The organism is Bifidobacterium gallicum DSM 20093 = LMG 11596 (assembly GCF_000741205.1).
Taxonomy (GTDB): Bacteria; Actinomycetota; Actinomycetes; order Actinomycetales; family Bifidobacteriaceae; genus Bifidobacterium; species Bifidobacterium gallicum.
In genome coordinates, this window is sequence record NZ_JGYW01000001.1 from 217,957 (window position 1) to 231,644 (window position 13,688).

Sequence of the window (13,688 nt, forward strand, 5' to 3'; positions counted from 1 at the left end):
TACGTTTTGCCCCTATCTGTGTTGCGTTTGTACCACGGTGGTACAGAAACGATACAGGTGGAGCGCCCAACCGCACGACAAGTCGACAAAACGGCAGATTTTCCGCTTCACCCCACCTCCAATTCGCCCCGCCCCCGCATCACCCGCGCAGGCGGAAGAAGGCGGTGAGCAGTTGGGCGCATTCGGATTCGCGGATGCCGCCGTAGACTTCGGGGTGCGCGCCAATATGGGGGTCACGCGGCAGGTCCCAGACCGACCCGCAGGCACCGAGTTTGGCATCCCACGCACCGAACACGATGCGCCCCACATGCGTTTGCAGGCAAGCGCCCGCGCACATCGGGCACGGTTCGAGCGTGACCACGAGCGTGCAATCTTCGAGGTTCCAGCTTCCGAGCGTCGCCGCGGCCTCACGCATCGCTTCAATCTCGGCGTGCGCCAACGGATCGAGATTGCGTTCGCGCATGTTGTGTCCGCGCCCGATCACACGGCCGCCCGCGTCGAGCACGCACGCCCCAATCGGCACGTCGCCGTGCTGTTTGGCTTGAAGCGCTTGCGCAATCGCCGATTCCATCGCCTGCTCGGCCAGCTGCTTGTTCATGACGTCCAGTCTACGTCTGACCTCGCTCTGCGTTCTGCTGTCCCATCCGCTCATGCACCCCCATCAATCTCCCGATTGCCGCTCACCGCGCGCTGTCCATCACATCGTCCTGTTCCCGTCCCACACCCCCTACGGGCAACACGCGCCCTGTACACTGAACAACAGACAGTATGCACCGACAACGCCGAGGGAGGTTCCGTGGAGGTATTCGAGCTCATCTTATGCATCGTGGCAGCAGTCGTGCTGTCCAGTTTCTTGAGCCGGTTCATTCCCAAAGTTTCCACACCGCTCGTGCAAATCGCGCTCGGTTTGCTGCTGCCCCAACTGCCGTTCATCCCCGACGTCACGCTCGATCCTGAGCTGTTCATGGTGCTGTTCATCGCGCCGCTGCTCTACCTCGAGGCGCATGACATCGACAAAGGCGCGCTACTCAAAACGTTGAGTTTGTCACTTTCGCTGGCTATCGGTCTGGCCGTCGCCACGATGGTCGCCGTAGGCTTCAGTTTGCATCTGATATGGCCCGTCGTACCGCTTGCGGCCGCGCTCGCGTTAGGTGCCGCGCTCGGTCCGACCGACGCTGTGGCCGTGTCGTCACTGAGTCACGAGGCTTCCCTTACGCAGCGCCAGGCCGGTGTGCTCAAGGGCGAAAGCCTGTTCAACGACGCTTCGGGCATCGTCGGTTTCCAGTTCGCGATTGCGGCCGCCGTCACGGGCCGTTTTGAAGTCGGGGAGGCCGTTGGCGAGTTCATCGTCTCGTTCTGCGCGGGTGCACTGTTCGGTCTCGTCATCGGCATGCTGGCCAACTGGATTTTTGAATCCATGCGTTCGCTGGGTTGGGAGACGACTACGACGCGCATTCTGTTGGAGCTGTTCCTCCCGTTCCTGCTTTACATTGGAGCAGAAGTTATTCATGTCTCGGGTATTTTGGCCGTTGTGGCCGCCGGGCTCATCATACGATTCGACCGGACCGGCGTGGGACCGAATGTGGCGCGCACGAACATTGTGGCAACGAGTGTATGGGGTGTATTGAGTTTCTCGCTCAATGGCGCCGTGTTCATCCTGCTCGGCATGCTGCTGCCCGGAGCCATGCACAACAGTTGGAACAACCCGGGCATCCAGAATTGGATGCTGCTCGGATGCATTGGGTTGACGGCGTTAGTGGTCGTTGGCATGCGGTTCCTGTGGGTGGCCGCCATGTTGCGCATCGCGCCGGACGCGACCACGCATCAACGACGTCGCATGACGAAGGAACGTTGGCGTTCTGCCGCTGTCATGACATTTGGCGGTCCCAAAGGCACAATCACGTTGTCGTTGATGTTCACAATTCCTTACACCATCGCAGCTGGGACCAAGTTCCCGATGCGTGATGAACTCATTTTCATTGCCAGCGGTGTGATCATTGTGACGCTGCTGTTGGCCAATTTCATGCTGCCGATACTGGCGCCAAACAGGGGCCATGACGATAGTCGAGAAATAATTCAAAAATCAATCGAACTGCTGCGCAAAACAGTGGAAGAGCTGGCCCAACGCATCACACCCGAAAACAGAAGGGTCGTGATGATCGTGATTGATTCCTATACCAAACGCATCACGCGACTCAAGCACCGCATCGGCACGGTGGACCCGGCGGGGCTCGAGCAGCTGCAGGTCGAGACGCTGGAATGGGAGAAGGAATATATCAAGCAGCAGCTCACGCAGATTCATGCCAAACCCGAGCCACTGACGGCCGAAGATCAGATGGATGAGGAAGCGTGCGAACGCATCCTTGACCAAATCATGACGACGCTGCGCCAGATTCATGACGAACGTGACGCGGGACAGCGCGTGTGGAAGCTGCGCGGACGTATGCGCGCGTTCACCAGGCGCGCCAAGCTGCTGACGAAACGTATCTCCGAGAAAATGCGCCGCACGACGCCGCTCGTGAGCGAAGATGAAATTTATGCGCACACGCGGCGCATGCAGTTGCACGCGATTGAGCATGTAATTGACCGGCTTTATGACGAAATGGCGTCGGACGACCATAAAACCGAGTTTTGTTCGACGCTGCTGCTCGACTACCGTCGCGCGGAAGCGGCGCTCAAGGCGCGGCCGAACGTCACCGATTCCACAGCGTTCATCAACGGACTCGACGAAGCCAAGCGCGAAGGGTTCAGCATTGAGCTGTCGATCATTCAGGACATGGTCGAGTCGGGCGATATTACGCGTGCGCAAGCCAGGCAGCTGCGCAAGAACGTGTATGTGATGAGCGTGGACGCCGACGCGGCGATCTGAGCTGGGCTGGCGGGCTGTAACATCGCCGCTTACAACAAACCTGAAGCAATGTTGCATTCGAGCATCCACTGGCGCAGGTCGGCGAGCTCGTCCATGTTGACGGAATGGTCGAGCCCGCGGTACGTATGCTCGGTCAGGAACGTGTGCTCGGCTAGCCAGGCGCTCGTGGCCGCAACATCGTAACGCGGCACCACAGTGTCGGTGGCGTCGCCATGCCCGTAGAACGTGGGAATGTCAAGCTGCTCGAGTTTCGCGTCGTCGGGGAACGCCTCGCGCAACAATCCGGGCGCCAGGAAGCCAGACAGGCACACGGCCGCGCGGTATCGTTCGGCATGGATGCGCAACAGCTGGATTGCGAGCGCGCCGCCTTGTGAGAACCCGAGTGGCACAATCGGGCGTTCGTCGGGAATGTTGTTGGTGACCCACTCGTCGATGGCGACGGAAGCCGCGTAAATATCGCGGTCGAGGTCCTCGCCTGTGGGGATTGAGTCGTGGAACCAGCTGTACGCGCCGGGCTGCATGCCGAACATCGTGCGCACCGGAGCTTGCAGCTCGAGCGGCGCGCGCAGCGAAACCCAATCATTGTAGGGCGCGACGTGCTGCATGAGACTGCCCAGGTCTTCCTCGTTCGACCCCCACCCGTGCAGCAGCAGCAACAGCGGACGTGACGGCGTGTTCGCGGTGCCCCCGCGCGACATGATGGCGTGCTTGACACGCAGCGGCTCGCCAAAGCGGCCCGGAACGACGTTCGACTCGCGGCCCGTAAGATTCGCAGGCTCGGTGCCGTCAGTGTTTGTTGTCATCGCGTTGTCTGTCATAGCGCTCAATATACGCCGCTCGTGACGGTTCAGCCGCGTTGTTTACGGATTTCGCTGTGTTTTTTATTTCCGCGGCACCTGCCTAGCCGCTGCAGCCGCGCAGCCGAACGCGTTTCTGCTTGAACGCGAACCTTGCAAATCTAGAGCAGTCTAAAGCAAGCGTTGGTTGAACATGCGGTAGGGCGAGAACAGCACGTTGAAAATGTGCCGTTTGGCTGTGTCGTCGGTGACGGCGATCAGCAGGTTCAGCAGTTCGCTGGCGACGCGGCCCGTGAACGTCTGGCGTGAACGGATCAAATGCGTGCCGCGAGTTTTCCAGTTGTAGACGTAATGCTGCATCACGAACGGTTTGTCACTGTCGATGTAGGCCACGCTGCCGCGCGGATGGTCGTGGATGTTGCCCACAATCGACGATTTGGGAATGAACGTGTGGATTAGCGGGGCGATGCGGCGGTAGGCGTCGGTGTCGCGCAGTTCGGGAGCCAGACCGGGGCCGTCGAAACTGCAGATGCACAGGATGCGCTGTTCAATGCCGGGCTGCTGTTCGGCGAGCGCGCGGCACGAGTATTCGGCGAGGTTGCCGCCTTTGGAATGTCCGCACACGATGATCGGACCGTCCCAGTCGGCCACGTTGCGTGCGAGGAATTCAGCCGCGTCAACTTGCGAACCGGTCGGCGTGACGAGCGAGAGTTCGAGTGATTCGTGCCAGCCTGTGACGGTCAGGTCGGTGGCGCGGAACGCGACGCACAACACGTTGTGGTAGGTCACGGCCAAGGCACCGAACTGTTGGGCGCCTTCGATATAAGATGCGCGGAAATCACGGAATTGCACGGGCGCGTAGCGTTGCGCATGTTTGACGAGCTGCGCGAGTTCAATGTCTTCCTTGTTTTCGAGTGAGACGAGTGTGCGCTGGCGTGCATCGGTGATGGTTGGTAGCACGGCGGCGTCGATGGCTTGGGAGAGCGGGAGCGGGGCAGGGGTGGCTGACGTAACTGGCGTGGCGGACGCGGGCTGCGCGGATGGCGTGGGCTGCGCGGGCTGGTACTCAAAGTTTGACATTTCGGCGAGCACGAGCAAGTCGAGCGCGTTCGGCTTGACTTGCTCGAACGAACGCTCGCCGTAATCATGCACATAATCCAGCAACATGGGGTGCCTCTGTTTCTAGCGTTGCTTGCGTTGCTAATGGTTGGTTTCTAGCGCTTCTCAAACCAAGCGGTCAGCGTGGTGCTGTGTGTGAGCGGCAGCACGTAGGACTCTTCAGTGGACAATGGTTCGGCGTGCGTCAGGTCGGTGCCGGGAGCGTGCTTCGGTGCCGTGCCGGGCGCGAACCAGCCGAGGAACTTGGCGTGACGGCCATGATGAGCATGGATTATGCCGTGGTCGCCTGCCGTGGCGTTGAGGAAGCCGAGCGCGTCACAAACGACTTCGGGTTTGGGAATCGGCATCGAATGAGCGCCTGGTTCATAGAACGAGACGAACGCTTCGTCCTCGTTGAGCTGACCGATGCCACGGATTTCAACGCTCACGTCCACGTCGTTGAAGTGGCTGGCCGCTGTGCCTTGGTGCTGTTGGGCGAGCAGCGTCCAGTCCACGGACTCGTTGAGTGCCTGCTTGGGCAACGCGATGTTTGTGTAATAGGTTTGCGTGAGCGTGTTGCCTTCAGGGTCGAGCGTGCTGACGCGCGCGTCAATCGGATGCTTGCTTGGCTCGTTGGTTTCGGCGCGCAGCGTGACATGGTAGTCGCCCGAGTCGGGCACCCAGACGCTTTGCTCGCCTGTGGTGTCGTCGACGTACATCGCAATGAAATTGTTCGTCTCGTAGAGCTTGTCGTCGATGCGGCCTTTGCTGATCGAACCCACCACAGCGCCGCCTCGATCCTTGACGGTGATCGATGCGGGACCATACACGCTCAGGCGTGTGACGTCGGGCGTGGCACCTTGTTCAATATCAATGTTGTATTTGCAGCACAACATGAGCTTGATCAGGTATCCCTCCTCCTGATGGGCTGCTGGAGCGTTGTGGCCATGGATCTCGTTGCGCAGGAAGAAGCCGAGGAAGTCGCGGAACGTGCCGGTGCCGTACTTCGCAAAGTCGGCGGCTTCGAGAGCAAGCGTGCGCCCGCTGACGGCGGCCAGATCGGTGAACAGCGTGAAGTACTGTGCGAACGTCAATGTGCCCGCATGTGAGAAGCGTTTGCGCTGGTACATCGTGGGAATGTCCGGGCAAATGTTATGCAGTTCGCGCTCCAGCGCATTGATTTCGGCATTGCCATGGAATGCGGGGAACTCCATGTGCGTCCATTGTTTGAACATTGTTTGGAAGTCATCCAAGTATGTGCGGTAGTCGGCGTAGCGCGTGGCGATGCTCGGGAGATACAGGTCGCGGCCGAAACGGCGGATACCCCAACCATATGGGGGAAGGCGCGGAATGTAATCTTCAGGGTTGATTACGTTGAAAATGTTGTCGAATGTGGCGCTGTTGTAGTCCTTGCGCATCGTCACACGGCTTGCCGAGAACGTGTAGGCATAGAGGCGGTCATGCGTCACGCCGAGTGACGTGTCTTCGTCAATCATGGCGGCGAGCGCGTTCGCAATGGCAGCTCCACGGCTGTGGCCAATGACCCAGAGTCTCGCGTCGCTCATGTCAATGTCATAGCGCTGAATATAGGTGCGCAAATCGCGGAACGCTTTTTCCGCCGTGTTCCAGAAGCCTTCGTGGTTCACCAAGCGTGAGAAGTCGCCGTCGGCGATTGAATCGGCCACTTCGGAGTTCGACAGCCATTCCGTGGTGTCGGAAGTGCCGCGCAGCATCATGATCACAAGTTCGCGTTCCGTGCCGTCAGTGTTATGCACATGACGATGGCCGAACGCATAACTGGCCTGGTCCACGTTGAGACGGTAGGCCACAGGGTTTTCATCGTTGAGATGGTAATAACTCGAAATGTCAATGTCTTCACAGCCGAGGTTGAAGAACGATTTGCGAATATACCGGTATTCGTTCGAGGGCAGATTCTTGTAGCCCGTCAGGCAAATGCCCATGGCCGACCATGCCATGTACGGGTTGTAGACGTTTGTTGGGGCGAAGAACCAGGAATCGTCGAACGGGATTTCAATGTCGTTCTCGAAGCGCTCTTTCGCTTGGCCGCACATTTGGGCGAAATGCGACAGGAACGTGGTGGGTACCATCACGAGATTAGTGCTGTGCTGCTTGGCTTCTTGAGGTGTCATGATCAGTCCTTCCCCTCTGTGCGGTATGCCTCCGGATTGTAAAGGCGCTGTCTGAAGCATGGCTGTAAACAAGCTAAGCGCGGATTTAGGGGCGGGTAGAGGGAGCGGAATTGCGTGCGGATTGAGAGGAGGATTGAGGTGTGGATTGTGGGCGGAGCTACACGCGGCTTGGTGTGTGGAGCTAGGGGAGGGTTGGTGTGGGGATGTGCGCGGATTTGTGTGGGAATGGTCGTGCTCGCAGTCAAATCTGTGGCGCACCGCGTAGGATGAACACCAACAACTGCAATCAACCAACTGTGATCAGCGGCTAACAGTGACGCAGCGGGGCAGCGGCGCAGCGGTGTGGCAAACCACGGCGCATCGGTGAGCCGCAGGCCGCAAGTAGTGGCCGGTAATCGCAATCATGAACAACCGCAAGGAGTGTGACGTGACTTCGTTCAATCGCAAGGACCTTCCCGATGTCATCCGCACGAACGGCGCGCGCCCGAACCCATGGTGGGCCAACGCTGTCGTATACCAGATTTATCCGCGTTCGTTCCAGGATTCGAACAACGATGGCATTGGCGATATCAAAGGCATCACAAGCCGTCTCGACTATTTGGCCGACCTTGGCGTCGACGTGGTGTGGCTGAGCCCCGTGTATGTGTCGCCGCAAGACGACAACGGCTATGACATTGCCGATTACCAGGCCATTGACCCGATGTTTGGCACGATGGACGATATGGATGAGTTGCTCGCCCAGGCCCATGCGCGCGGCATCAAAGTCATCATGGATCTCGTCGTCAACCACACGTCCGATGAGCATGCGTGGTTCCAAGCGTCGCGCAGCAAAGACGACCCGCATGCCGACTGGTATTGGTGGCGTCCGGCCCGTCCGGGGTTCGAACCTGGCACGCCTGGAGCCGAGCCGAACCAGTGGGGCTCGTATTTTGGCGGTTCGGCCTGGCAGTACGATCCCAAGCGCGGCGAGTACTTCCTGCACCAGTATTCACCGAAACAGCCTGATTTGAACTGGGAGAACCCCGCAGTGCGCCAGGCTGTGTACCGCATGATGAATTGGTGGATGGACCGCGGCATTGACGGTTTCCGTATGGACGTGATTACGCAGATTTCCAAAGTCACTGATGAATCTGGACGCCTGCCTGGCGAGCCCGGTTCCCATGTGGAAGACGGTCCCGTCAATGAGGAGGGCTACACGTCGGCGTTCGAGTTCTGTTCGGACGGTCCGCGTCTTGACGAGTTCCTTGAAGAGATGCGTCGTGAAGTGTTCGAAGGTCGCGAGGGCTATCTCAACGTCGGCGAAGCGCCGGGCGTGCACGCCGAGCGTAACGGCCAGATCACCGATCCGGGCCGCCGTGAGCTTGACATGCTGTTCCAGTTCGACCATCTCGGCATCGACCAGGTGGGGCCGAAATGGGTCACGAAGCCGTTCAGCGTGCGCGCTCTGCGTGAGCAAATGCGCCGCCAGCAGGAGGCTGTCGCCGAACGCGGGTGGACGAGTTGTTTCACGTGCAACCATGATCAGCCGCGCGTCGCCTCACGCTGGGGCGACGAGTCCGCACGTTCGGCCAAAGCGTTCGGTTTGCTGACGCATCTGCATCGTGGCACGCCCTACATTTACGAGGGCGAGGAACTCGGCATGACGAACGCCCATTTCACGTCGCTTGACCAGTACCGCGACCTTGAATCCATCAACGCGTTCCGTCAGCGCGTTGAGGAAGCGCAGGTGCAAAGTGCCGAGTCGATGATGGATGGCATCGCGCTGATGGGCCGTGACAACGCGCGCACGCCGATGCAGTGGGATGACTCGCGCTACGCGGGTTTCATGGACGCCGATTCGTCAGCGCAGCCCTGGCTCGCCGTCAACAGCAACCACGACCGGATCAACGCGGCCGCCCAGGTTCACGACGACGATTCCGTGTTCTCGTTCTACAAGAAGCTCATTGAATTGCGCCACGACAATCCCGTCGTGGCGGCCGGATCGTGGCGTCTCGTTGACGACGACGACGCGAGCGTGTACGCATTCGTGCGTGAGCTCGGCGTCGACCGCTTGCTGACCGTCGTCAACCTGACCGACCAGCCCGCTCGCGTACCGTCGTCCACTCTTCAATTGATTTCCGATCAATTCGAAGACGCCGCCGCGATCAAGCAAGCCGTTGTGCTCTCTACCACGACTCCAGCGGGGTCGGCCTCAGGGCTGGCCGACGGCATGCTCGAACCATGGGAAGGCGTGCTGTTGCACCTGTGATGTGGTGGCGGTGCGGCTGTGGTGCATATTGATTCACGTGCGCAGTCATCCCAAACCACGAAACAACAATGACCGCTCTGTGAGATTCTTCTCACAGGGCGGTCGCTTTGCCTGATGGGCCCCCGTGGCTTCTTAGAATGCTCAGCATGGAACAAAAAGATGTGTTGCAAGCGATGAGGCGTGATCATGTGGCCGAACTCAAGTTGGCCGCTGAACGACTGGACGGAACAGCGAAGCATACGCAGATTATCGAGTCTCCCGTGCTCAGCGAGATGACAGGCCATCGCGTGCTGATGAAGCCTGAAAATCTGCAAGTCACCGGTTCGTTCAAGATCCGTGGCGCTTACAACAAGATCTCCTCATTGACTGATGAGGAGCTTGAACGCGGCATTGTGACGGCGTCCGCAGGCAATCATGCGCAAGGCGTGGCCTACGCGGCACGCGAGCGCGGCGCCAAAGCCACCATCTGCATGGCCGAAAGCACGCCGCCGCTCAAGGTCGACGCCACCAAAGCCTACGGCGCCAACGTGGTACTGCATGGCAGCATGTTTGACGAAGCTGCAGCCTACGCGATTGAATTGAGCCAGCGCGACGGACTAACCTATGTGCCTCCGTTCGACGATTACGAGGTGCTGTGCGGTCAAGGCACTGTCGCCATGGAAATCCTCGAAGACGTGCCCGATGTGACCGACATCATCGTGCCGCTGGGCGGCGGCGGCCTGGGCGCGGGTGTGGCGCTCGCCGTCAAGATGTTCCGCCCGGACGTGCGCGTGATTGGCGCCATTCCCGAAGGCTCCCCGGCGTTCCGCAAGTCGCTCGATGCGGGCCGTGTGATTGCGGCCGACCAGGTCGTGACTTCGGCCGAAGGTGTGGCCGTCAAGCGCCCTGGCGATTTGACATTCGCATTGCTCAACGAGTTCCTTGACGACCTCGTTGAGGTTTCCGAGCGCGACATCAACGAGATGATCCTGCTGATGCTCGAAAAGCACAAGATGGTCGTGGAAGCCGCCGGTGCCGTGTCATTGGCAGCGCTCGAACATCTGAACTTGCGTTCGCGCAAGTTTGCCGCCGCCGAAGGTGAGCATGTGGTCGTGCCGATCCTGTCGGGCGGCAACATCGATACGGTTACGATTGGCGCCGTCATCCAGAAGGGCATGATCGCGCGCGGCCGCATCATGAACTTTGAAGTGGAGCTGCCGGATACTCCTGGCCAGCTGCTCAAGGTCGCTTCATTGCTGGCTCGTGAACGCGCGAACGTGATTGCGCTTGACCATGACCAGTTCAAGGCGTCGGGCCATTACACGAACGCTGTGGCATTGGGTGTGACGGTTGAAACGAACGGTCCCGACCATATCGAAAGCATCCTCAATGCATTGCGCGCCGAAGGGTTCCAGCCGAAGCGCATTTACTGACCGCAAGAAATGGTGGTTTGTTCAACGATTTGTTGCGAATGCGGAAATAACAATAATCTGCTTGATACAGCGTAAAATGAGGGGCGTGGATCTACGAAAATCCACGCCCCTCATGCTGTTGTTGCCCACGGATCAGCTGTTGCTCGCGATAGTCTGACGCACGAGTTCGGGCAGCGCGACGGCGATGTCCTCGCGAATCAGGCGGTCGGCCAAGTAATCAAACTGCGTCTTGCCCATGTTCATGATCGTGATCGGAGTGCCGGCCTGGGCGGCGACGGGTACGACGGAAGCTGCGGGGAATACTTCAAGCGTGGAGCCGATAACCCACAGTTCGTCGGCTTCGGTCGCGGCCTTGAGTGCGCGTTCCATGGCGCCTTCGGGCAGTGCCTCACCGAAATAGACGACGTCGGTCTTGATCAGGCCATTGCACGGCATGTTGCCGCGGTAGGGCAGTGGGCGGCGGCAGTGCGGGTCGGGATGCTCGTCAAGCTCGTCCATGATCGCGGCCGTGTCGTACTTGGCGTGGCATGTCATGCAATGTGACGTGCCAATTGTGCCGTGCAAGTTGACGATTTTGCTGGGACTGTTGCCAGCTTTTTCGTGCAACGCGTCGAAATTTTGTGTGGCCAACAACTTGAGCATGCCAGCTTGCTCAAGATCGACGAGCGCCTTGTGAGCCGCGCCAGGCTGAGCCGTCCACACGGGCGATTCCTTTTGCCAACGCCACGAATACTCGCGGTCCTCCTTGTTGCCGAGGAACCGGTCGATGTCATAGACCGACATCTGGTCGGGATGCTTCGTCCACACGCCATCGGGCCCGCGGAAATCGGGAATGCCGGCCGATGTGGAGATGCCGGCGCCTGTCAATACTGCAATCTGCTTCACCATGTTCCCGTCATACCACGATTTGCTGAGCCGGCGCGTAACTGTCCCCAATTGCGCAAATTTCCCATTCCCAATCCCGCACAGCCGTTGGCTGCCCGTCTTGCTCTATCCGTGCTCTACCCGTGCTGAGAACCGATTGGTTGATGGCTTGTATGGCCTTTGCCTGCCCGTCTCGTTTCCTTCCTGTACCATTCCCTTCCCATTGTTCTTACTCGCTTTACCCTCTCCTTACTCTCTCCCTCTTTTTCTCTCTCATCTTCCTGCGTTCTTCTGTACTGCGGGCTTTTCCCTTCCATCCTTCTTCACCTTTCCGGTCCTTCTTTAGTCTCTTCACGCTCTTCCGTTCTTCAGTCTCTTCACGCCCTTCCGTTCTTCTTCCCGTACTAGCCTCTCCTCTTCTTTTTCTTTCGTCCCTTTTCCTGCTTCCTTCCTCGCGTTCCTACTTTTGCCAGTTGTTTCCTCTCGTCGCTCCCCATTCCTTTGTCTCTTCTTCTTACGCTTCTTCCATCCATCCCTTTTCCTTGCTTGCCCCTTGCTTTTCCGTCCGGCATGGCAGCATGCGTTTTCGCATCCCCAATCTGTTCGTTCCTTTCCCATCCCATCACTTCCTGTCTTTCTGCTTCTTTCCCTTCTTTCGACTTTCCCATCTTTGTCTCGCCTCGTACCTCTCTACTTGCTTTTCCTCTTCTTCTGCCGTCTTTTCCTGCGGTCTTCTCTTCCTCTCTTCCTTCCTTCCTTTTGATTCCTTTCCGCTCTCGGTTCTTTCTTTCTTTCTCCCACTCTGCCTTCTCTTCGCTTTCCTCTGCCTGTTCATTCATCTCCCATCCCATCGCTTCCTGTCTTTCTGCTTCTTTCCCTTCTTTCCCTTCTTTCCTTTTCGTTCCCTTCTTTCCCTTCTCTCCCTTCTCTCCCTTCTCTCCCTTCTCTCCTTCCTCTCCCTTTCGTTCCTCTTCTTGCCTCTTCTCTCTCGACCCTCTCTTGCCCACTGTGTCCTCTCTCCCCCCGCCTGTCTTTCCTTGCCGCTGTTCTTGCGGTCTTCTTTTCCTTTCCTTCCCCTTTTTCCTTTCTCGTCTCTTTCCTTTCTCGTCTCTTTTCTTTCTCGTCTCTTTTCTTTCTCGTTTCCCTCTTTCCTTCCCGTCCTCCCGTCTTTCTGTTCCTCCTTTTCTTGTTCTTCCCTTCTCCTTTATCTTTTTCCCTGGTTCCTTGTTTGTTTCTTGTTTTGCTTGTGTGACACGCCGTTGTGGGGTGGTTTTGGGGTTGGTTGGGGTGGTTTGGGTGTTGTTGTGGGGTTGTTTTGGTTGGTTGCGACACGCCGTGGAGGGCTTGTGTTGGTTGGGTTTTTGTGTGGTGGGTTGCGGTTTTGGTGTGGGTGGTGTAGGTTTTTCTTTTGCTGCCGCTCACGGCTTGCCGGGGTTTTCCTGGTGTGGTTGGTGGGTGTGTGGTGGTGGTTTGAGAACTCAATAGTGTGTACTGTACTACTTCTTTTTTTAGCGAACCTTTTGTTTGGTTTTGTTTTTGATTGCCAGTCCGGTGCCTGCCCGTGTGGTGCCCGAGAGGGTTTGATTGGTGCCGGGGTTTTTTGTGTGTCCGTTCCTTGTCCTTAAGGGAACGGCCGTTGATTATATTGTTGTAGAGCCGTTTTTTGGCTTTCCATGATTTTTTTGTGGAGGGTTCGATTCTGGCTCAGGATGAACGCTGGCGGCGTGCTTAACACATGCAAGTCGAACGGGATCCGGCCGAGCTTGTCTTGGCTGGTGAGAGTGGCGAACGGGTGAGTAATGCGTGACCAACCTGCCTTGTGCACCGGAATAGCTCCTGGAAACGGGTGGTAATACCGGATGTTCCGCTCCATCGCATGGTGGTGTGGGAAATGCTTTTGCGGCATGGGATGGGGTCGCGTCCTATCAGCTTGTTGGCGGGGTGACGGCCCACCAAGGCTTTGACGGGTAGCCGGCCTGAGAGGGTGACCGGCCACATTGGGACTGAGATACGGCCCAGACTCCTACGGGAGGCAGCAGTGGGGAATATTGCACAATGGGCGCAAGCCTGATGCAGCGACGCCGCGTGCGGGATGGAGGCCTTCGGGTTGTAAACCGCTTTTGATTGTCAGCAAGGCGTCCTTTCGGGGATGTTGAGTGTAGCTTTCGAATAAGCACCGGCTAACTACGTGCCAGCAGCCGCGGTAATACGTAGGGTGCAAGCGTTATCCGGAATTATTGGGCGTAAAGG

10 protein-coding genes and 1 rRNA gene are annotated in these 13,688 nt (G+C 58.2%); 4 read left to right on the plus strand and 7 right to left on the minus strand.

From position 1 onward, the window contains the following. Positions 1 to 139: 139 nt before the first annotated feature. The gene (locus BGLCM_RS00825) at positions 140 to 598 is read right to left on the minus strand and encodes a nucleoside deaminase (RefSeq protein ID WP_044084364.1); all 459 of its coding nucleotides are present in this window, start codon (positions 596 to 598) and stop codon (positions 140 to 142) included. A gap of 198 nt (positions 599 to 796) precedes the next feature. Here BGLCM_RS00825 and BGLCM_RS00830 point away from each other — a divergent pair, with 198 nt between their 5' ends. After that, on the plus strand, positions 797 to 2,869 hold the full coding sequence (locus tag BGLCM_RS00830; protein WP_044084365.1) for a Na+/H+ antiporter: 2,073 nt from the start codon (positions 797 to 799) through the stop codon (positions 2,867 to 2,869). Positions 2,870 to 2,898: 29 nt separating this feature from the next. Here BGLCM_RS00830 and BGLCM_RS00835 read toward each other — a convergent pair whose 3' ends face one another. The 3 genes from BGLCM_RS00835 to BGLCM_RS00845 form a co-directional block, all read right to left on the minus strand. Continuing rightward, on the minus strand, positions 2,899 to 3,687 hold the full coding sequence (locus BGLCM_RS00835) for an alpha/beta hydrolase (protein ID WP_006295691.1): 789 nt from the start codon (positions 3,685 to 3,687) through the stop codon (positions 2,899 to 2,901). A 150-nt stretch (positions 3,688 to 3,837) separates the two neighbouring features. Then, positions 3,838 to 4,833, minus strand: coding sequence for an Mbeg1-like protein (locus BGLCM_RS07900; protein WP_006295692.1), 996 nt, complete (start codon positions 4,831 to 4,833; stop codon positions 3,838 to 3,840). A gap of 47 nt (positions 4,834 to 4,880) precedes the next feature. Beyond that, complete coding sequence (locus tag BGLCM_RS00845; RefSeq protein WP_044084366.1) at positions 4,881 to 6,914, minus strand: lipase family protein; 2,034 nt, start codon at positions 6,912 to 6,914, stop codon at positions 4,881 to 4,883. Between the two features lie 427 nt (positions 6,915 to 7,341). Here BGLCM_RS00845 and BGLCM_RS00850 point away from each other — a divergent pair, with 427 nt between their 5' ends. Together BGLCM_RS00850 and ilvA are read left to right on the plus strand one after the other, a co-directional pair. Further along, complete coding sequence (locus BGLCM_RS00850) at positions 7,342 to 9,162, plus strand: glycoside hydrolase family 13 protein (RefSeq protein ID WP_044084367.1); 1,821 nt, start codon at positions 7,342 to 7,344, stop codon at positions 9,160 to 9,162. 146 nt (positions 9,163 to 9,308) lie between these two features. Next, on the plus strand, positions 9,309 to 10,574 hold the full coding sequence (gene ilvA, locus BGLCM_RS00855) for a threonine ammonia-lyase (protein WP_044084429.1): 1,266 nt from the start codon (positions 9,309 to 9,311) through the stop codon (positions 10,572 to 10,574). Positions 10,575 to 10,706: 132 nt separating this feature from the next. Here the strand turns inward: ilvA and BGLCM_RS00860 are convergent, their stop codons facing one another. The 3 genes from BGLCM_RS00860 to BGLCM_RS08390 all read right to left on the minus strand — a co-directional run bounded on the left by BGLCM_RS00860 (position 10,707) and on the right by BGLCM_RS08390 (position 12,860). Then, positions 10,707 to 11,462, minus strand: coding sequence for an SIR2 family NAD-dependent protein deacylase (locus BGLCM_RS00860; protein WP_006295696.1), 756 nt, complete (start codon positions 11,460 to 11,462; stop codon positions 10,707 to 10,709). Between the two features lie 380 nt (positions 11,463 to 11,842). Beyond that, positions 11,843 to 12,277, minus strand: coding sequence for a hypothetical protein (locus BGLCM_RS00865; protein WP_148401423.1), 435 nt, complete (start codon positions 12,275 to 12,277; stop codon positions 11,843 to 11,845). After that, the gene (locus BGLCM_RS08390) at positions 12,270 to 12,860 is read right to left on the minus strand and encodes a hypothetical protein (RefSeq protein ID WP_148401424.1); all 591 of its coding nucleotides are present in this window, start codon (positions 12,858 to 12,860) and stop codon (positions 12,270 to 12,272) included. Before BGLCM_RS08390 ends, BGLCM_RS00865 begins: the two co-directional genes overlap by 8 nt. Before the next feature lie 259 nt (positions 12,861 to 13,119). Here BGLCM_RS08390 and BGLCM_RS00870 point away from each other — a divergent pair. Beyond that, positions 13,120 to 13,688, plus strand: a 16S ribosomal RNA gene (locus BGLCM_RS00870); the annotation flags it as partial.

Bases quoted from the DNA above. Each gene is read 5' to 3' on its own strand.
- BGLCM_RS07900 (WP_006295692.1), bottom strand. From the start codon at position 4,833: ATGTTGCTGGATTATGTGCATGATTACGGCGAGCGTTCGTTCGAGCAA.
- BGLCM_RS00835 (WP_006295691.1), bottom strand. From the start codon at position 3,687: ATGACAGACAACGCGATGACAACAAACACTGACGGCACCGAGCCTGCG.
- BGLCM_RS00865 (WP_148401423.1), bottom strand. From the start codon at position 12,277: ATGAATGAACAGGCAGAGGAAAGCGAAGAGAAGGCAGAGTGGGAGAAA.
- BGLCM_RS00860 (WP_006295696.1), bottom strand. From the start codon at position 11,462: ATGGTGAAGCAGATTGCAGTATTGACAGGCGCCGGCATCTCCACATCG.
- BGLCM_RS00825 (WP_044084364.1), bottom strand. From the start codon at position 598: ATGAACAAGCAGCTGGCCGAGCAGGCGATGGAATCGGCGATTGCGCAA.
- ilvA (WP_044084429.1), top strand. From the start codon at position 9,309: ATGGAACAAAAAGATGTGTTGCAAGCGATGAGGCGTGATCATGTGGCC.
- BGLCM_RS00845 (WP_044084366.1), bottom strand. From the start codon at position 6,914: ATGACACCTCAAGAAGCCAAGCAGCACAGCACTAATCTCGTGATGGTA.